20 protein-coding genes and 1 tRNA gene are annotated in these 18,678 nt (G+C 71.3%); 17 read left to right on the top strand and 4 right to left on the bottom strand.

Features of this window, described 5'->3' with window-relative positions; all coding sequences use genetic code 11:
• Positions 1-33 precede the first annotated feature (33 nt).
• Both ACZ56E_RS24835 and ACZ56E_RS24830 read left to right on the top strand, forming a co-directional pair.
• On the top strand, positions 34-1,602 hold the full coding sequence (locus ACZ56E_RS24835) for a GMC family oxidoreductase (RefSeq protein WP_471217390.1): 1,569 nt from the start codon (positions 34-36) through the stop codon (positions 1,600-1,602).
• Positions 1,599-3,080, top strand: a complete 1,482-nt coding sequence (locus ACZ56E_RS24830; RefSeq protein ID WP_471217388.1) for an APC family permease — start codon at positions 1,599-1,601, stop codon at positions 3,078-3,080. The genes ACZ56E_RS24835 and ACZ56E_RS24830 overlap by 4 nt, the downstream gene beginning before the upstream one ends.
• A 40-nt stretch (positions 3,081-3,120) precedes the next feature.
• Here ACZ56E_RS24830 and ACZ56E_RS24825 read toward each other — a convergent pair whose 3' ends face one another.
• Positions 3,121-4,266, bottom strand: coding sequence for an LLM class flavin-dependent oxidoreductase (locus ACZ56E_RS24825; RefSeq protein ID WP_471217387.1), 1,146 nt, complete (start codon positions 4,264-4,266; stop codon positions 3,121-3,123).
• A 127-nt stretch (positions 4,267-4,393) separates the two neighbouring features.
• On the opposite strand from ACZ56E_RS24825, the gene ACZ56E_RS24820 reads away from it, so the two are divergent.
• The gene (locus ACZ56E_RS24820) at positions 4,394-4,642 is read left to right on the top strand and encodes a hypothetical protein (RefSeq protein ID WP_471217385.1); all 249 of its coding nucleotides are present in this window, start codon (positions 4,394-4,396) and stop codon (positions 4,640-4,642) included.
• Between the two features lie 65 nt (positions 4,643-4,707).
• A complete protein-coding gene (locus ACZ56E_RS24815; RefSeq protein ID WP_468083901.1) occupies positions 4,708-4,899 on the top strand; it encodes a hypothetical protein in 192 nt (63 codons plus the stop codon).
• Positions 4,900-4,920: 21 nt separating this feature from the next.
• On the opposite strand, the gene ACZ56E_RS24810 is transcribed toward ACZ56E_RS24815, so the two are convergent.
• On the bottom strand, positions 4,921-5,658 hold the full coding sequence (locus ACZ56E_RS24810) for a maleate cis-trans isomerase family protein (RefSeq protein ID WP_471217383.1): 738 nt from the start codon (positions 5,656-5,658) through the stop codon (positions 4,921-4,923).
• On the bottom strand, positions 5,655-6,488 hold the full coding sequence (locus tag ACZ56E_RS24805; protein WP_468601429.1) for a maleate cis-trans isomerase family protein: 834 nt from the start codon (positions 6,486-6,488) through the stop codon (positions 5,655-5,657). Before ACZ56E_RS24805 ends, ACZ56E_RS24810 begins: the two co-directional genes overlap by 4 nt.
• 288 nt (positions 6,489-6,776) lie before the next feature.
• Between ACZ56E_RS24805 and ACZ56E_RS24800 the strand changes: the two genes are divergently transcribed.
• Positions 6,777-7,754 (top strand): D-2-hydroxyacid dehydrogenase, encoded by a 978-nt coding sequence (locus tag ACZ56E_RS24800; protein ID WP_471217382.1) that lies wholly within the window; start codon positions 6,777-6,779, stop codon positions 7,752-7,754.
• A gap of 53 nt (positions 7,755-7,807) precedes the next feature.
• Positions 7,808-9,226 (top strand): amidase, encoded by a 1,419-nt coding sequence (locus ACZ56E_RS24795; protein ID WP_471217380.1) that lies wholly within the window; start codon positions 7,808-7,810, stop codon positions 9,224-9,226.
• Here ACZ56E_RS24795 and ACZ56E_RS24790 read toward each other — a convergent pair.
• A complete protein-coding gene (locus tag ACZ56E_RS24790; protein ID WP_362987358.1) occupies positions 9,213-9,713 on the bottom strand; it encodes a DUF3830 family protein in 501 nt (166 codons plus the stop codon). The genes ACZ56E_RS24795 and ACZ56E_RS24790 overlap by 14 nt on opposite strands.
• Positions 9,714-9,822: 109 nt before the next feature.
• On the opposite strand from ACZ56E_RS24790, the gene ehuB reads away from it, so the two are divergent.
• From ehuB to ACZ56E_RS24735, 11 genes are all read left to right on the top strand, one after another.
• Entirely contained in the window at positions 9,823-10,755 is a 933-nt protein-coding gene (gene ehuB / locus ACZ56E_RS24785; RefSeq protein WP_471217377.1) for an ectoine/hydroxyectoine ABC transporter substrate-binding protein EhuB, read from the top strand.
• Positions 10,755-11,486 carry an ectoine/hydroxyectoine ABC transporter permease subunit EhuC gene (ehuC, locus tag ACZ56E_RS24780; RefSeq protein WP_468601855.1) on the top strand — a complete coding sequence of 244 codons (732 nt, stop codon included), beginning with the start codon at positions 10,755-10,757 and terminating at the stop codon, positions 11,484-11,486. Before ehuB ends, ehuC begins: the two co-directional genes overlap by 1 nt.
• Entirely contained in the window at positions 11,483-12,130 is a 648-nt protein-coding gene (ehuD, locus tag ACZ56E_RS24775; protein ID WP_468601439.1) for an ectoine/hydroxyectoine ABC transporter permease subunit EhuD, read from the top strand. The genes ehuC and ehuD overlap by 4 nt, the downstream gene beginning before the upstream one ends.
• The gene (gene ehuA / locus ACZ56E_RS24770) at positions 12,120-12,935 is read left to right on the top strand and encodes an ectoine/hydroxyectoine ABC transporter ATP-binding protein EhuA (protein WP_468601441.1); all 816 of its coding nucleotides are present in this window, start codon (positions 12,120-12,122) and stop codon (positions 12,933-12,935) included. Before ehuD ends, ehuA begins: the two co-directional genes overlap by 11 nt.
• A 179-nt stretch (positions 12,936-13,114) precedes the next feature.
• Positions 13,115-13,882, top strand: a complete 768-nt coding sequence (locus ACZ56E_RS24765; RefSeq protein WP_471217375.1) for an IclR family transcriptional regulator — start codon at positions 13,115-13,117, stop codon at positions 13,880-13,882.
• 82 nt (positions 13,883-13,964) lie between these two features.
• Positions 13,965-14,038, top strand: a tRNA-Lys gene (locus tag ACZ56E_RS24760).
• Positions 14,039-14,177: 139 nt separating this feature from the next.
• Entirely contained in the window at positions 14,178-14,867 is a 690-nt protein-coding gene (locus tag ACZ56E_RS24755) for a DedA family protein (protein ID WP_471217373.1), read from the top strand.
• A 10-nt stretch (positions 14,868-14,877) separates the two neighbouring features.
• On the top strand, positions 14,878-16,032 hold the full coding sequence (locus tag ACZ56E_RS24750) for a sensor histidine kinase (RefSeq protein WP_471217372.1): 1,155 nt from the start codon (positions 14,878-14,880) through the stop codon (positions 16,030-16,032).
• The gene (locus ACZ56E_RS24745; protein WP_398298080.1) at positions 16,023-16,667 is read left to right on the top strand and encodes a response regulator transcription factor; all 645 of its coding nucleotides are present in this window, start codon (positions 16,023-16,025) and stop codon (positions 16,665-16,667) included. Before ACZ56E_RS24750 ends, ACZ56E_RS24745 begins: the two co-directional genes overlap by 10 nt.
• A gap of 86 nt (positions 16,668-16,753) precedes the next feature.
• Positions 16,754-18,025 carry a sensor histidine kinase gene (locus ACZ56E_RS24740; RefSeq protein ID WP_471217370.1) on the top strand — a complete coding sequence of 424 codons (1,272 nt, stop codon included), beginning with the start codon at positions 16,754-16,756 and terminating at the stop codon, positions 18,023-18,025.
• Positions 17,919-18,596 carry a response regulator gene (locus ACZ56E_RS24735; protein WP_471217369.1) on the top strand — a complete coding sequence of 226 codons (678 nt, stop codon included), beginning with the start codon at positions 17,919-17,921 and terminating at the stop codon, positions 18,594-18,596. The genes ACZ56E_RS24740 and ACZ56E_RS24735 overlap by 107 nt, the downstream gene beginning before the upstream one ends.
• The last annotated feature ends 82 nt before the right edge of the window (positions 18,597-18,678 follow it).

Below are 18,678 nucleotides of genomic sequence, written 5' to 3'. Positions count from 1 at the left end.
AGGGCGAGGCGGGGCGAGAGAGAGGGCGACGGCATGAGCGACGAGACGACGGTCTACGACTACTTGATCATCGGCGGCGGTACGGCGGGCTCCGTGCTGGCCGCGCGGCTGAGCGAGGACCCGGCCTCCCGGGTGTGCGTGGTGGAGGGCGGGCCCAGCGACGTCGGCGACGACCGCATCCTGAAGCTCCGCAACTGGATCAACCTGCTCGGCGGCGAGTTCGACTACGGCTACACCACCGAGGAGCAGCCGCACGGCAACTCCCACATCCTGCACTCACGGGCCCGGGTGCTCGGCGGCTGCTCCTCGCACAACACCCTGATCAGCTTCCTGCCGTTCCCGCAGGACCTCGACGAGTGGGTGGCGAGCGGCTGCGAGGGGTGGGGTCCAGAGACGATCCTGCCGTACCGGTCGCGGCTGCAGAACACCATCGTGCCCGTCGGCGCCGCCGACCGTAATCCCATCGCCCAGGACTTCGTCACGGCGGCGGCCACCCGGCTCGGTGTCCCCGTCGTCGACGACTTCAACGCCCGTCCCTTCACCGACGGCGCCGGTTTCTTCTCGCTCGCGTACGACCCTGAGACCAACAACCGGTCGTCGGCCTCGGTCGCGTATCTGCATCCGATCATGGACCGGCCGAACCTGACGCTGCGTCTGGAGACCTGGGCGTACCGCCTGTTGCAGGACGAGGAGGGGCGCTTCACGCGGGTGCAGGTGCGCAACCCCGACGGTTCGGTGTCGACGCTGGAGGCCGAGGCCGAGGTGCTGCTCTGCGCCGGGGCGATCGACACGCCGCGGCTGCTCATGCTCTCCGGCATCGGCCCCGCCGACCAGCTGCGCGAGCTGGGCATCGAGGTCCACACGGACCTGCCGGGGATCGGCGAGAACCTGCTCGACCACCCCGAGTCGGTGATGGTGTGGGAGACCCACGGGCCGCTGCCGCCGAACTCGGCGATGGACTCCGACGCCGGTCTCTTCCTGCGCCGGGACGCGACGGGCGGCCCACGCCCCGACCTGATGTTCCACTTCTACCAGGTGCCGTTCACCGTCAATACGGAACGTCTCGGCTATCCCGTCCCCGAGCACGGCGTATGCATGACGCCGAACGTGCCGCGCGCCCGCTCCATCGGCCGCATGTGGCTGCGCAGCGCGGACCCCGCCGTCAAACCCGCCCTGGACTTCCGCTACTTCACCGACCCGGAGGGGCACGACGAGCGCACGATCGTCGACGGCCTGCGGATCGCCCGCGAGGTGGCGGCCACCGCCCCGTTCAGCGACTGGCTGCTGCGGGAGGTGGCGCCGGGTCCTGACGTCACGTCGGACGCGGACCTGTCGGAGTACGGACGCCGGGCCGCGCACACCGTCTACCACCCGGCGGGCACCTGCCGGATGGGTGCCGAGGACGACCCGATGGCGGTGGTCGACCCGCAGCTGCGGCTGCGCGGGCACGACGGGCTGCGCATCGTGGACGCGTCGGTCTTCCCGACCATGCCGTCGATCAACCCGATGGTCACCGTGCTGCTCGCCGCCGAACGCGCGGCGGACCTCATCATGGCCCGGCCCGCCCCGGGTCAGGCGGCCGGAGAAGGAGCTGTCCAGTGACCGCCCCCGGCCCCCCGGGCGGCACGGCGGACGGCGCTGCGGACACCGACGCCGTCGCGCCGGGCGAGGAGAAATCGGAGTTCCGCAAGGACATGGGACCGTGGGCGAACTTCGCCCTCGGCTTCACGTACCTCTCGCCCGTGGTGAGCACGTACACCCTCTTCGGCACGGCTCTCGCCGACGGCGGGCCCCCGATGATCTGGGCCTTCGTCATGGCGGGCTGCGGGCAGTTCCTCGTGGCGCTGGTCTTCGGCGAGGTCGTCGCGCAGTACCCGGTCGCGGGCGGGGTCTACCCGTGGGCGCGGCGCCTCTGGGGCAAGCGCTGGGCGTGGATGACCGGCTGGGTCTACATGTGGGCGCTGCTCGTCACGATCACCAGCGTCGCGTACGGCGCCGGTCCCTACATCGCGATCCTGCTCGGCTTCGATCCCACCGTGCACACCACCGTGCTCTGCACGATCGCCCTGATCGTGATCTCCGTGCTCATCAACTACGCGGGGACGAAGGCCCTTTCGTGGGCGGCGCTGATCGGTTTCAGCGCGGAGCTGCTCGGTGCGCTCGTCGTCGGCATCATCCTGCTGACCACGCACCGCTTCCACGGCCTCGGGGTCCTCTTCGACGACTTCGGCGCGGCCGGTGACGGCTCCTACCTGCCGGTCTTCCTGGGCGCGGCGATCATCGGCTTCTATCAGTACTACGGCTTCGAGGCGTGCGGGGACGTCGCCGAAGAGGTCAAGCACCCCGGCAAGGTCATCCCGAAGGCGATGCGCCGCACCATCTACGTGGGCGGTGCCGCGGCGACGTTCACCTGTCTGACGCTGCTGCTCGCCGTCGTCGACTACCGGAAGGTGATCTCCGGGGAGGACTCCGACCCGGTGGTCAGGGTCCTCTTCGACGCCCTCGGCGAGGCGGGCGCGCGGACCGTGATGGCCGTCGTCCTGATCTCGTTCCTGTCCTGCACGGTCAGCCTGCAGGCGGCGGCCGGGCGGCTGATCTACTCGTACGCCCGTGACGAGATGATCATCGGGCACCGGCTGCTGCGGAAGTTCTCGCCGAGCCGCGCGGTGCCCGAGTACGCGCTGCTGGTGGCGGCGGTCGTGCCGGCGCTGATCGCCGTCGGCTCGCTGATCTCGGAGAACGCCCTGACGAAGATCGTGTCCTTCGCGATCCTCGGTATCTACGCGTCCTTCCAGATGGTCGTCCTCGCCGCGCTGCGGGCCCGCCTCAAGGGCTGGAAGCCGAGCGGCGAGTACCGGCTCGGCCGCTGGGGCATGGTCGTCAACTTCGGGGCGCTCGCCTACGGGATCTTCGCCATCGTCAACATCGCCTGGCCCCGCACTCCCGAGGCCGCCTGGTACGACAACTGGATCGTGCTGCTCAGCGGCGGCATCGTGGTGCTCGCGGGGCTGATCTACATGTTCACGACGCACCACTACGGCCGCAGCGACGCCCCGGCGGACAACGCGGTGCCCGACTAGGACGACGCCCGGCCGTGGTGATGGCACGGGCTCCGGGCTCTTACGCCTTCGGCAGGCCGTACGCGTCCGCGATCAGTTCGTAGGAGCGCAGGCGGATGTCGCCGCTGTGCGCGTTGCCCGTGATCATCAGTTCGTCGGCGCCGGTGCGCTTGGCGAGGTCGTCGAGGCCGGTGCGGACCTGGTCGGGGGTGCCGTGGATGACGTTCGCGTTCCAGCTGGTGATGAAGTCCCGCTCCATCTCGCTGAACGCGTACGCCTCCGCCTCCTCCGGAGTGGGCACGAGGCCGGGGCGGCCGGTGCGCAGGCGGACCATGTTCAGCGCGGCGGCCATGACCTGGCGGCGGGCCTCGTTCTCGTCGTCGGTCGCGAGCGCCGAGACGCCGATGAGGGCGTACGGGGCGTCGAGGACGGCGGAGGGCCGGAACGTCTCGCGGTAGAGGTCGAGGGCCGGGATCGTGTTCTGCGCGGAGAAGTGGTGCGCGAAGGCGAACGGCAGGCCGAGGGTGCCGGCGAGGCGGGCGCTGAACCCGGAGGAGCCGAGCAGCCACAGCGGCGGCCGGTGCGGGGACTGCACGCCGCCGGGCGAGGTCGCCTGGACGGGTCCTGGCACGGCGTGGATGCGGGCGTAGGGGTGCCCGTCGGGGAAGTCGTCGTCGAGGAAGCGGGTGAGCTCGGCGAGCTGCTGCGGGAAGTCGTCGGCGCCTTCGTTCAGGCGCTCGGCGCGGCGCAGGGCGGCCGCCGTGGCGCCGTCGGTGCCGGGGGCGCGGCCGAGGCCGAGGTCGACGCGGCCCGGGGCCATGGCCTCCAGGGTGCCGAACTGTTCGGCGATGACGAGCGGGGCGTGGTTGGGCAGCATGACGCCGCCGGAGCCGAGCCGGATGCGGCCGGTGTGGGCGGCCAGGTGGGCGAGGATCACGGCCGGCGACGAGGAGGCGACGCCGGGCATGGAGTGGTGCTCGGCGACCCAGTAGCGGTGGTAGCCGCGGTCCTCGGTGAGCTTGGCGATCTCGACGCTGGTGCGCAGCGCGTCGGTGGCGGTGCGGCCCGCGCCGACGGTGACGAGGTCGAGGACGGACAGGGGCACGGGTGCGGAGCCGAGCCGCTCGCCCCGGATGCCGTCGTCGTCCGGCCGCTCCCCGCGGATGCCGTCGTCGCGGGTGCCTTCGCCGGTCGGGTCCACTGTCACTGGGGGTGCCTCCTGCACTGCGTACATGCGTCACGTGGGTACGGAGACGAGAACAGGAGGCTCACTCCGTTTTATTCCCGGCACGTCCCCGGCGCGCCGGCGCGCACGCACGGCTACGGTGCTGGCCATGGCTGATCCCCTGAAGACTCTCGTCGACGGAGTCGAGGTCGAAGTGCCCAACACGATCCCGGACATCCGCGCCGCCCTGCCCGAGGACCGGCGCGCGGAGTTCGACCGGGCCATCAACACGGCCGGGGTCGACGAGATCCACGCGGTGATGCGGCACTGGATGCTGGAGGCCGTGCCCGACCCGGCCGCCGAGGCCCGGCTCGTCCGGCTGGCGTCCGACGAGGCGGAGAGGCGGGGCACGTCGTGAGCCCTCGCCACCGCAAGGGCTACCGCGTCACCTACGCGCCGCCCGCCGACGACACCCTCACCAAGATGGGCGACGCCGACGCCTTCCGCGCCGTCCTCGCGCGCACCGTGGGCCGTGACCCGTACGGCCACGGCTCCACGCCCGTGCGGGACGACCCCGACCGCAGGGAGGCGACGGTCGACGGGGCCATAGTCCTGTACTACGTCTCCGGATCTGTCCAGACGTTAACGGTGGTCAGACTGATCCTCAGCCCGTGACCTCCCACGGCCTCCCGCGAGTCATTTCCCGGCCTGGACCAGCGGCTCCTTGGTGAACAGGAAGCCCAGCGCCGGCGCGTTCACCCTGCGCTGGGCGAGGCGCAGCGCCTCCCAGACGGTGACCTGGTTCGCCGTCAGGACCGGCTTGCCGAGCTCGGCCTCCAGGTCGCGGACGTACGCCGCCGTGTGCAGGGCCGTGTCCGGCAGGAGCACCGCCTGGGCTTCCGGGTGGTCGCCCGCGCGGGCCAGCGCGAAGACCTCGTCGCGGCCCCACGTGCCGACCTCGGCCGCCGTGATGATGCCGCTCCCCCTGGCCGACACGACCTCCGTGCCCGCGGCCTTCAGGAACGCCGCGAAGTGTCCCGTCACGTCCTCCGGATACGTCGCCGCGACCGCGACGCGGGCCGCCCCCACCTCGCGGGCGGCGTGGGCGAAGGCGAACGACGTGGAGGACGCGGGCAGCCCCGCCGTCATGGCCAGCTTGCGGACCTGGTCGTGGGCGCCCTCCCAGCCGAGGACGAAGCTGCCGCTGGTGCACGCCCACACCACCGCCTCGGCACCGGACAGGCGCAGCTCCTCGACGCCCGCGGCGAGCCGTTCGGCAGAGCCCATCTCCAGGAGCGCGTCGACCCGGTGGGCGTCCTCGCCGATGTCCGTGTGGACGAGCTGCAGCCGGATGTCGCTGCCGAGCATCTGCTCCATGCGGGGATAGTCGTCCTCGGCCGAGTGCCCCGGGTAGAGAAATCCGAGTGCCGTCACGTCCAGCCTCCTCCTTCTGCGGGTGGTCCTTCGGGCAGGCCCTGCGGCGGTGCCGGCGGATTCAGCGGGCTGCTGGCGCCCGGTCGTGCCGTCGGATCGATCAGTGCCTGATAGGGCCCTACCGCACGGGTACCCAGCCGACGCAGCGCGGACCACATCGTCACCTGGTTCGCGGAGATCACCGGCATACGCAGTTCCGCTTCCAGTTGCGGGATGACGTCGTAGGTCGGCAGGTTCGTACAGCTGATGAAGAGGAGGTCGGCGCCGCCGTCGCTGCCGAGGACCGCGCGGCGCGCCATGTCGGCCACGTCCCGGTAAGGGACCTTCCAGATGTGCCGGGTGAGGCCGAGGTAGGCGCGGCCGGTTACGGCGACCCCCGCCGCGGCCAGGTACTCCTCCAGGGCCTGGGTGACCGACCAGGTGTAGGGCGTGACGAGTGCGATGCGGCGCGCGGCCAGTTCCTCGATGGCTTCGAGGAGGGCGCCCGACGTGGTCACCGAGGCGACCGCGCCCTCGCGCGTCATCGCCTCGCACATCGCGCGCTCGCCCGCGGTGCCGCCGACGAAACTGCCCGACGTACAGGCGTAGGCGAGGACTTCGGGCTCGGCGGCGGTCAGGGCCCGGACCGCTTCGGCGAGCGTCTCGTGCTCGCTGACGAGGCGTGCCAGGTCGAGGCTGACCTCGACGGGCACGTACGGCGTGCGGGTCAGATGGAGGGAGACCTCGTCGGGGATCCAGCGCCACAGTTCGCGGTCGAGGACGAAGTCGAAAGGGGCGACGACGCCCACACCGCGCTGAGGGTGAGGTCCGCCGAGAAAAGAGACGTCCATGAGCAGTCCCCAAGTTCGTGCGTGTATTCAGGGACCGGCCGGGGGCCGGGGACGAGCGATGCCGGCGACGCGCCGGGACGTCGGGACGGGGAGATCTGCGCGGGCGTACCACACAGACGGTGTGAGCGGCTGCACGGAGAGTACTGGTTCCCGCACTGCCGGTACAGCAGTGCCTCTGTTGACGAAGGTAGGTTCGGGTGCGAGCGTGGTCAATCCGCACATCTCAGACGGCTGAGTCGTGTTTGGACGCGGCTCGGCCGTACCTCCGGACAGGGAAGCGGAATCTCATTGCGAAACGGTGTCCCGTCGGTTTCCGAAACGACCCTCCTCGTCCTCGACGCGGCGCCCCCGGCCCCGCCGCCGCGACTCGGCAGGCTGGCCGGGCGGGCCCGGATCGTGCACGCCGACGAGACCGCGCTGGCCGGCCGACTGCCGCTCGCCGATGTGCTGTTGGTGTGGGACTTCACCTCCGACGCGGTGCGCCGCGCCTGGCCGGGCGAGGGGCCGCGGCCCCGCTGGGTGCACACCGCGAGCGCGGGCGTCGACCATCTGATGTGCCCCGAACTGGCCGCTTCGGAGACGGTGGTGACGAACGCCCGGGGCATCTTCGACCGGCCCATCGCCGAGTACGTGGCGGCGCTGGTGCTCGCCATGGCCAAGGACCTGCCGCGCACCCTGGAGCTGCAGCGGGAGCACTCCTGGCAACACCGCGAGACCCAGCGGATCGCGGGCACGCGCGCGTGCGTCGTCGGTTCGGGGCCGATCGGGCGGACCATCGTGCGGACGTTGAAGGGGCTCGGCATGATCACGGCCCTGGTGGGCCGCACGGCGCGGGACGGGGTGCACGGCGCGGAGGAGCTCGACCGGCTGATGGCGCGGGCCGACTGGGTGGTGTGCGCGGCGCCGCTCACGGACGACACGCGCGGCATGTTCGACGCGCGGCGCTTCGGCGTCATGCAGCCGTCCGCCCGGTTCATCAACATCGGGCGCGGGCCCCTCGTCGTCGAGGACGACCTGGTCGCCGCCCTGTCGAACCGGTGGATCGCGGGCGCCGCCCTCGATGTGTTCGAGCGGGAGCCGCTGCCCGCGGACAGTCCGCTGTGGACGGCGCCCGGCCTGCTCGTCTCCCCGCACATGAGCGGCGACACGGTGGGCTGGCGTGACGAACTGGGCGCGCAGTTCGTCGAGCTGTACGAGGCGTGGGCGGCGGGCCGGCCGCTGACGAACGTGGTGGACAAGGCACGTGGATACGTCCCGGGCCACTGATTCATCTCCGCCCCTCTCCCCCGGTCACCCCGTCTGTCTGCTGAGGAGCCTGCATGACCGAGCTCACGGATCTCACCGCGGTACAACTCGTCGAGGGCTATCGCAAGGGCGAATTCAGTCCGGTCGACGCGGCCAGGGCCGCACTGCGGCGGGCCGAGGAGACACAGCCGACGGTGAACGCGTTCGTGCGGATCGAGGCGGAGCCGGCGCTCGCGGCGGCGGAGGCCAGCGCGGAGCGGTGGCGCCGGGGCGAGCCGCGGGGTCTGGTGGACGGCGTGCCGGTGTCCGTGAAGGACCTGATCCTGATGCGCGGCGGGCCGACGCTGCGCGGCTCGCTGACGGTGCGCCCGGAGGGGAAGTGGAACGAGGACGCGCCGTCGGTGGCCCGGCTGCGCGAGCACGGCGCGGTGTTCCTCGGCCGCACGACGACCCCGGAGTTCGGCTGGAAGGGTGTGACGGACAGCCCGCAGAGCGGCATCACCCGTAATCCGTACGATCCGTCGCGCACCTCCGGCGGCTCCAGCGGGGGCAGCGCGGTCGCCGTGTCCGTCGGCGCGGGCCCACTGTCGCTGGGCACGGACGGCGGCGGCTCGGTGCGCATCCCGGCGGCGTTCTGCGGGATCTTCGCGCTGAAGCCGACGTACGGCCGGGTGCCGCTGTATCCGGCGAGCCCCTTCGGGACGCTGGCCCACGTGGGGCCGATGACGCGGGACGCGGCGGACGCGGCGCTGATGATGGACGTGATCACGGGCCCGGACGTCCGCGACTGGTCCCAACTGGGCGCCGTGACGGAGAGTTTCAGTGCGGGCCTGGGCGGCGGGGTGCACGGCCTGCGCGTCGCCTACTCGCCGTCGCTGGGCGGGCAGGTCGCGGTGCGGCCCGCCGTCGCGGCGGCGGTGCGGCAGGCGGTGGAGGCGCTGGCGGAGCGGGGGGCGTACGTCGAGGAGGCGGACCCCGACTTCTCGGAGCCGGTGGAGGCCTTCCACACCCTGTGGTTCAGCGGGGCGGCGCGCGTCGTGCACCATCTGCCCGCCGACCGGCGGGAGTTGCTCGACCCGGGCCTTCGGGAGATCTGCGGGCAGGGCGCGCGGTACAGCGCACTGGACTATCTGGAGGCCGTGGACGTCCGCATGGACCTCGGGCGTCGCATGGGCCGCTTCCACGAGACGTACGACGTGCTGGTCACGCCGACGCTGCCGATCACCGCCTTCGAGGCGGGAGCCGAGGTGCCGAAGGGGTCGGGGCACCGGCGGTGGACGGGCTGGACCCCGTTCACGTACCCCTTCAACCTGACCCAGCAGCCCGCCGCGACGGTGCCCTGCGGGGTGGACGAGGACGGGCTGCCCGTCGGCGTGCAGATCGTCGCCGCGCGCCACGCGGACGCGCTGGTGCTGCGGGCGGCCCAGGCGCTGTACGAGGCGGGGGCCGGGGGCATCGCCCCGCCCCCGCGGGCCGGGACTACAGCCTCCTGAAGTTCAGCGTCTCGCCCTGGGCGCCCGCGCGCCACAGGTCGTTGCAGGCCTCGGCCATCCGGTCGAGGCCCTCGACGATCTGGCCCCAGACGATGCCGGGGACCCAGCCGACGTCGCCGTTCAGGAGCAGATTGTTCCGTTCGTAGAAGAGAGCGAGGTCGACGACGGTGGTGCCCGCCTGGACGCCCGCCTCCGCCTCGTATCCGTAGGCCTGGGTGCCCAGTTCCGTCCCGGAGAAGGAGAAATAACAGAGATCTCCCGGGATGGGGGTGACTGTCGGGTTCTCCAGCGGTGGCTCGCGGTCCGCGAACGCCGGGAAGAGGGCATAGATCTCGTTGCGCGCGTACTTCGCGTGGTAGACGTCCGAGCCGAGCGGCAGTGCCTCCCACACCGCCGCGCAGGTCACCGGGGCCCGGTCGTCGAGCAGTTTTGCCGTGCACTGAACTCCCCGCTTCGCGAGGGAGACTTCGATGAATCGCTCCGCCATGTGCCCCATGCTCCTCCCTGGTTCACTCCCTGGGTCAAGAGCACAACGATTGCATCAGGGGCCGGAATTCGTCGGCATATCTCGCGTCGAGTCGGGTAGCCGCGCGCCCATGGCTCCACCACTTGGGAACAACGAGGGATTCACTGGCAGAGCGGTACGCCGCCGCGCCCTGCTCACCGGAGCGGGCGGGGCGGCTCTGGGCACATTCGGGCTCTCGGCATGCAGCCGGGTGCCGGAGGAGGGGAAGGTCGAGGGGGGCGATCTGCTGGACCGCCTGCGCGACAGCGGCACGGTCAGGATCGGTGTCGCGGGCGAGGTCCCGTTCGGATACATCGACGAGAACGGCGAGGTCACCGGTGAGGCGCCGGCCATCGCCAAGGTCATTTTCCCCCGCCTCGGCGTGCCCGAGGTCAAGGCGGTGCCCACCAAGTTCGGCGCGCTGATCCCCGGGCTCACGCAGGCGCGGCAGTTCGACGTGGTGTCGGCGGGCATGTACATCAACCCGACCCGGTGCGAGCAGGTCCTCTTCGCGGACCCCGACTACCTCATGCTCGACTCGTTCATCGTGAAGAAGGGCAACCCGCACGGCATCAAGGACTACGACGACATCGCCGAGAAGGGCCTGAAGCTGGCGAGCGGCACCGCCTACGCGGAGATCGACTACGCCAAGGCCGCGGGCGTGAAGTCCGTCCTCGTGCTGCCCGACCAGGTGGCGGGGCTCGACGCCGTGGCCCAGGGCCGGGTCGACGCGTTCGCCGGCACCAACGTCACCGTGCGCACGGTGATCAAGAAGAATCCGCGGGTCGAGGCGACGGAGCCCTTCCAGCCCATGGTCGACGGCGAACCGGCCTACGGAGCAGGCGGTTTCGCCTTCCGGCTGTCCGAGAAGAATCTGCGGGACGCCTTCAACAAGGAGCTGCACAAACTCAAGGAGAGCGGCGAACTCCTGCGCATCGTCAAGCCGTTCGGGTTCACCGAGGCGGAGATGACGAAGCTGACCGTGGAGAAGCTGTGTCCCCCGGCGAAGGGCGCCTCCTCATGATGTCGTCGGAGTTCTTCGGGAACTGGTTCCTGCCCGGTGTCTGGATCACCGTCCAGGTCACGTTCTTCAGCGCGGCCCTCGCCTTCGTGATCGCCTTCCCGATCGGTGTGCTGCGCACGAACCGGCTGTGGATCGTGCGGTTCCTCGCCGGGGCCTACTTCGAGATCTTCCGCAGCACGTCGTCGCTGGTCTTCATGTTCTGGATCGCGTTCACCGTGCCGCCGGTCTTCAACATCAGCTTCCAGCCGATGTTCGCGGGCGTACTCGCGCTCGGCATCACCTACGGCGCGTACGCCTCGGAGATCGTGCGCGGGGCGCTCGCCGCGGTGCCGCCCGCGCAGCGCGAGGCGGGCATCGCCCTGAACTTCACGCCGCTGCAGCGGCTGCGCCGCATCGAACTGCCGCAGGCCTGGCCGGAGATGATCCCGCCGTTCAACAACCTGCTGATCGAGCTGCTCAAGGGCACGTCCCTGGTGTCCCTCATCGCGGTGGCCGACATGACCTTCGCCGGTGACCTGCTGCGCCTCGTCACGAACGAGAGCGCGCCGATCTACACGCTGCTGCTCGCCCTGTACTTCGTCTTCGCGTTCATCCTCACGCGCGGCATGCGGCTCCTGGAGCGGCACGCCAAGAAACGGGTCGGCCAGGCGCCCGAGAAGACGGGTCTGTTCAGCGGGATGCGCGCCAAGTCGTCGATCGACGTCGTCGCCGGTACGGGGGGTGCCAAGTGAACTGGAACTGGTCGCACGTCGACGACTTCATGCCGCTCTTCTGGGACGGCGTGGAGCTCACCCTCAAGGCGCTGCTCTTCGGCACCCTGATCGCCTTCTCGCTCGGCCTGGTGTGGGCGGTCGCGCAGCGTTCGGAGAAGAAGTGGATCCGGTGGCCGGTCACGGTGGTCACCGAGTTCATCCGCAACACCCCGCTCCTGGTGCAGCTGTTCTTCCTGTTCTACGTGGTGCCGGAATGGGGCCCCTCGATGTCCCCGCTCACCACGGGCATCGTCGGTCTCGGGCTGCACTACTCGACGTACACCTCGGAGGTCTACCGGGCGGGCATCGAAGGGGTGCCGGCCGGCCAGTGGGAGGCGGCGACCGCGCTCAGCCTCTCCAAGCGCCGCACCTGGACGTCCGTGATCCTGCCGCAGGCGGTGCGCCGGGTGATCCCCGCCCTCGGCAACTACGTGATCGTCATGCTGAAGGAGTCGCCGCAGATGGCCGCCATCGGCGCGCTCGACATGCTCGGCCAGGCCCAGGGCTACAGCCAGGCGACCTTCACCTACGAGGCGATCAGCGTGGTCGGCGTCGCCTTCATCGTCATCGCCTACCCGGCCTCTCTTCTTCTGCGAGTTTTGGAGCGTCGCCTTGTCCGCTGACAGCAGCACTTCCCAGGAAATCGCCAACCCCGCCGTCGACGGCAGCGAACTCATCCGCTTCGACAAGGTCGTCAAGCGCTACGGCTCCAACGTCGTCCTCGACGAGCTGGACTTCTCCGTCGCCTCCGGCAAGCACGTGACGCTGATCGGCCCCTCCGGCTCCGGCAAGACCACGATCCTGCGGCTCCTCATGACGCTGGTGAGGCCGGAGCAGGGCACCATCAAGGTGGGCGGCAAGTACCTCACCCACGAGGAGAAGAACGGCAAGCTCGTCCCCGCGGGCGAGAAGCACGTCCGCGAGGTCCGCAAGAACATCGGGATGGTGTTCCAGCAGTTCAACCTCTTCCCGAACATGAAGGTGCTGCGGAACATCACCGAGGCGCCGGTCTCCGTGCTCGGCCTGTCCAAGGACGAGGCCGAGGCGCGCGCCCGCGAGCTGCTCGACCTGGTGGGGCTCGGCGACCGCTGCGACGCGTACCCGACGCAGCTCTCCGGCGGCCAGCAGCAGCGGGTCGCGATCGCGCGGGCCCTGGCGATGCGCCCGCAGGTGCTGCTGCTCGACGAGGTCACCTCCGCGCTCGACCCGGAGCTGGTGGCGGGCGTCCTGGACGTGCTCCGCGACATCGCGCACACCACGGACATCACGATGCTGTGCGTGACGCACGAGATGAACTTCGCCCGGGACATCTCCGACCAGGTCCTCATGTTCGACTCGGGCCGGGTCATCGAGTCCGGGACACCGGAGAAGATCTTCACCGAGCCCGAGCACGAGCGGACCCGGGAGTTCCTGAGCGCGGTGCTGTGACCGAAGGGGACGGCATACCGTCTGGAGCATGACAGCGGCATATGCCAGAGTGGCGCGTTCCTGCGTACCCCGGCGGGTCGCGCCACTCACCTCCTCAACAGACGCTCCAAATGCGCCACTTGGCCGCTATCTTGGTACGAGGCCCAGCTGTCCGGAACCGTTCCACGCAGGGGGAAGCCGTGGCGTTGCAGCACGAGGCGATCACGCCGCACCGCTCCGTCCAGGACGCCCTGCGGGTCCTGGAGACCGTCGCCCGGCACGGCACCGGAGTCACCGCCGCCCGCATCGCCCGCGACACCGGACTGCCCGCGGTCCGGCTTGCACCCCTGCTGCGCATGCTGAGCAGCGAGGGGTACGTCGAACAGCTCACCGGCGAGGCGACCGGCGCGTACGTCACCGGGGAGGCCCTCGACCGCCTCGGCTCGGCCGAGAACCACGCCGAGGCGCTCCGCGAGAAGCTCCGGCACACCCTGGACGGGCTGCGCGACTCCCTCGGCGCCGCCGTCTACATCAGCCGGTACGTGGACGGCGAGGTCCGCGTCACCGACTGCGCGGCGGGCCCCCGCACCCCCGCGGTCAACGAATGGGTCGACTTCCGCTCCTCCGCCCACGCCAGCGCGGTCGGCAAGAGCCTGCTCACCCAGCTCGACGTCGACGGCCGCCGCGATCATCTCTCCCGGCACCGGATGGCCCGGCTCACGTCGCGGACCATCACCAATGAGCGGGTCCTGCTGAACCGCCTCGCCGCCCAGCCCGCCACGGTCCCCGTTCTGGACCTCCAGGAGTACGCGGTGGGCACGGTGTGCGCCGCCGTGCCCATCACGGCGGGCTCCACCGTCGGGTGCCTCGCGCTGTCCCTGCCGGTGGAGCACGCGCACCGGCTGCGGGAGGCGGCGGACACGTTGAACCGGCGGGCGGCGCCGGTGTTGCTGTCCCTGGCCATCTAGGCCGTACGGGCGGGTGTCCGGAGCGTGTCGGGAGTGTGTCCGGAGCACCCCTCGGGACCAGGTACTATTTATTCGTCAGCAGGCGCCGCTAGCTCAGTTGGTTAGAGCAGCTGACTCTTAATCAGCGGGTCCGGGGTTCGAGTCCCTGGCGGCGCACTTGCGAATGCCGAAAGGGCGTTCCCGGTCTCCGGGGGCGCCCTTTCGCGTACCCCGCCCGCAGGGTGCGGTTTTCCGCACCCCCATCCGACGGCAACCCCCATACCGTCGCTGACCTGCAATTTCTAGCGTGGTCTCCATGGACCTCATGACTCTCGCCCTCCCCCAGGAACCCGCCGGCGGCATCGCAGGCTGGGCCGCCGACCTCGTGGACACCCTGGGCGGCCCCGGCGCGGGGCTCGCCATCGCCCTGGAGAACCTCTTCCCGCCGCTGCCCAGCGAGGTGATCCTGCCGCTGACCGGCTTCGCCGCGGGGCAGGGAGTGATCAGCCTGGCCTCCGCGCTGTTCTGGACCACGCTCGGCTCGGTGGTCGGCGCGGCCGCCCTCTACGGGATCGGCGTCTGGTTCGGGCGCGAGCGCATGCACGCCCTGTGGGCGAAGCTGCCGCTGGTCAAGATCTCCGACCTGGAGCGCACCGAGGCGTGGTTCGCCAAGCACGGCACCAAGGCGGTCCTCCTCGGCCGGATGGTCCCGATCTTCCGCAGTCTCATCTCCATACCGGCCGGCGTGGAGCGCATGCGGCTGCCGGTCTTCCTCGCCCTCACCACGCTGGGCAGCCTGGTCTGGAACTCGGTGCTCGTCATGGCCGGCTACTGGCTCGGCGACCAGTGGGACGCGGTCGAGACGTACGTGGGGCTCCTCTCCAAGGCCGTCCTCGCCCTGGTCGTCGTGGCCGTCGCCGGGTACGTCGTGGTGCGCGTACGGTCCCGTCGGTCCGACAAACAGCCCCGGACCACTGGTGAAGCCCGCCACCGCCGCGTCGACTAGGCCTCGGCTAATGTCGGACGACGTGAGGGAACCCGTCGCCGCGCCGTTCGTCATGCGGGTCGCCGGGGTGCTCGTCGGATGCCTGACCGCCCTCCTCGGGCTGCTGTACTTCGTGGTCACCGGGGCGGCCCTCGGCGCCTTCCTCCTCTGGCCGCGCACGCGCGGCCGCGCCCACGCCCTGCTCGCCGCCGGCGCCCGCAGGCTCACCGCACTGGAGCGGCGGCGCAGGTCCCTCTTCTTCCGCGACGCTTTCCCCGAGCACCGCGCCTCCGACCAGCAGATCCTGCGCTACCTCGCGGCCCGTACGTACTCCGGGCTGCTGTGCGCCGTCGTCGTCGGCCTCGTCGACTTCGGGGCCGTCCTCGCGGGCGTCTTCGCCGTGTCGCTCGCCCGCTCGTCGATGACCTGGGTGGACGTGCTGAGCCAGGTCGTCCTCGGCGGCACCCTGCTCTTCCTCGCCGTACAGGGGCTGCGCGCGCTGACCGAGCAGGACGCCCGGCTCGCCCGCGAGTGCTTCGGGCCCTCCGAGCGCGAACTCCTCCAACGCCGCATCGACGAGCTGGCCACCAGCCGCGCCGCGGTGGTCCGCGCGGTCGACGTGGAGCGGCGCCGCGTCGAGCGCGACCTGCACGACGGCGTCCAGCAGCGGCTCGTCGCCCTCGCCATGCTGCTCGGCAGGGCCCGCCGCGGCCGCACCCCGGAACGGGCGGACGCCCTGCTCGAACAGGCCCACAAGGAAGCCAGGGAAGTCCTCACCGAACTGCGCGAGGTGGCCTGGCGGGTCTACCCCACCGCCCTCGACAGCCTGGGCCTGCGCGAGGCGCTCGGCGGGGTGTCGGAGCGGTGCGCGATCCCCGTGCGCATGGAGTACGACGTACCGGACCCGCTGCCCTCCGCCGTCGAGACCGCCGCCTACTTCGTCGTGTCGGAGGCCGTGAACAACGCCGCCAAGCACTCGGCGGCCGACGAGGTCTTCGTCGGCATCCGACAGCAGGGCGGACAGGTGTCCGTCGTCGTCCGCGACACCGGGACCGGCGGCGCCGACCCCACGGGCAGCGGGCTCACCGGGCTGCTCAGCCGGGTCGCCGCGCTCGACGGCACACTGCGTGTCGACAGCCCCCTCGGGGGTCCCACCACGATCACCGCGGAGCTGCCGTGCGCGTAATACTCGCCGAGGACTCGACCCTGCTGCGGGAGGGCCTGGTCAGGCTGCTCGCCGAGGAGGGCCACGAGGTCCTCGCCGCCGTGGGCGACGCCGACGCGCTGCTGCGCGAGGTCGCGGCACACGAGCCGGACGTCGTCGTCACCGACATCCGGATGCCGCCGGACCACACCGACGAGGGCCTGCGCGCCGCCGTACGGATCCGCGAACTGCGCCCCGAGATCGGCGTGGTCGTCCTCTCGCAGTACGTGGAGCGCAACTACGCGGCGCAGCTGCTCACGTCGAGCGCCGAGCGGGTCGGCTACCTCCTCAAGGACCGGGTCGCGCAGGTCGAGGAGTTCCTCGACGCGCTGGAGCGGGTGCATGCAGGGGGCGCCGCCATCGACCCCGAGGTCGTACGGCAGCTGCTCATCCGCACCACGCACGCCGACCCGCTGACCCGGCTCACCCCGAGGGAACGCACCGTCCTGGAGGCGCTGGCCGAGGGGCACACCAACGCGGCCATCGGGCAGAAGCTGCACATCTCGCTGAGCGCGGTCGAGAAGAACCTCGCCGCGATCTTCGACAAGCTGGGGCTCTCCCAGACGACGGGGTACAGCAGGCGGGTGCTCGCGGTGTTGCGGTACTTGGAGTCGTGACTCCCCCTCGATATCCCTCCCGCCGGTGAGGACGGTGGCGTGCGGGCGCGGTGATACTGGCGCTCTCCCTCTTGAGGAGCCGCCGTATGCGTGTGCCCGGAGTCGCCCGGTCCGTCGCGTGGGTGCGTGCCGCTCCGCCGTGGGTGGTCGACACGGCGCTGGCCGCCGTCGTCCTGCTCGCCGTCTCCCTGCAGTTCCTCTTCCCCGACGAGGGCGGGGACGCCCTGTCCCCGACCGGCTTCCTGCTCGGCGCGGGCACGGCCGTGCCTCTGGTGTGGCGGCGCCGCGCGCCCTTCCTCGTCGCGTGCGCCGTCACCTGCTGCACGCCCGCCATGGCGGTCCATCACCGGCCGCCGCCGGACATCGTGTACGGCGGGCTCGTCGTGCTGTACACCGTGGCCGCCCTCGCCCGGCCGTGGCAGCGGCGGGCCGTGCTGGCCGGGTGGCTGGTCGGCACGACGGTCACCATGGCGTTCCACGAGCGCGCGGAGCCGTATGAGTACCCCTTCCATCTGCTGAGCCTCGTCAGCGCGTACGCCCTCGGGGTCCTGGCCCGCGTACAGCGCGCGTACACCGCCGCTCTGGAGGACCGGGCACGGCGTCTGGAGCGGGAGCGGGCGAGCGAGACCGCGCGGGCCGTGGCCCTCGAACGGGCCACCATCGCACGGGACATGCACGACATCCTCGCCCACGCGGTGAGCCTCATGGTGGTGCAGGCGGAGGCCGGGCCCGTGGTGGTGCGCAGCGATCCGCCGCGCGCGGAGGCGGCGTTCGACGCGATCGCCTCGGCGGGGCGCGACGCGATGATGCAGCTGCGCCGCATCCTGGGCGTGCTCAGGGAGCCGCGGGCGCCCGGCGAACGGAGCCCGCAGCCGTCCCTCGACACCCTGCCCGGGCTCGTCGAACAGGTCCGACTGGCAGGCGTCGGAGCCGAGTTGGCGGCCAGCGGTACGCCGCGTGCGCTGGACGCGGACGTCGAGGTCTCGGCGTACCGCATCGTCCAGGAGGCGCTGACCAACACGGTGAAGCATGCGCGGGCCACGCGGGCTTGCGTGCAACTGGATTGGGGCGAGGGGCAGTTGCGGGTCACGGTGACCGATGACGGGCGCGGAGGCCGTGACGGTGGTGGTGGGCACGGGCTCGTCGGGGTGCGTGAGCGTGCCGCCGCGTGCGGGGGGCGTGCGGAGGCCGGGCCCGCGCCCGGTGGGGGATTCCGTGTCGTCGCGTGGCTGCCCACGGCATCCTTGGGGGATGAGCATCCGGGTGGTGGTCGCCGACGATCAGGAGCTGGTGCGCAGCGGCTTCTCGATGATCCTGGACGCGCAGCCGGACATCGAGGTGGTCGCGGAGGCGGGTGACGGCGCGGAGGCGGTCGCCGCGGTGCGTCTGCACGCCCCCGACGTGCTGCTCCTGGACATCCGCATGCCCGGCATGGACGGCATCGAGGCGGCCCGCCGGGTCTGCTCGGTGCCCGGCTGCCGGGTCGTCATGCTCACCACCTTCGACCTGGACGAGTACGTGTACGAGGCGTTGTACGCGGGCGCGAGCGGGTTCCTCCTCAAGGACGTCCGCAGGGACGACCTGGTGCACGCGGTCCGGGTCGTCGCGGCCGGCGAGTCGCTGCTGGCGCCGACGGTGACGCGGCGCCTGGTCGCGGACATCGTGCGGCGGGGCCGGGGTGCGGGCCCGGGGGTTCCGGCCGCACGGCTGGCCGTCCTCACCGCCCGCGAGGAGGAGACGCTGCGGCTGCTGGCGCGGGGCCTGACGAACGCGGAGATCGCGGCGTCCTTCGTGGTCAGCGAGCACACGGTGAAGACCCACGTCAGCAACGTCCTCTCCAAACTGGCGCTGCGGGACCGGGTGCAGGCGGTGATCTGCGCGTACGAGACGGGGCTCGTGGTGGCGGGGGACGACGACGGGGAGGAGTGAAGGGGTGGGCCGGCGCTCGTGCGGGGCTCCCTCCGGCGGGTGAGTGCTCGCTCCGGCGAGGGAGGGGGCAAGACCGCTCCGC

Source organism: Streptomyces sp. NPDC039480 (assembly GCF_055597165.1).
Note: the sequence above shows the minus strand (reverse complement) of the source record. Positions and strands in the feature narration are given on the sequence as shown.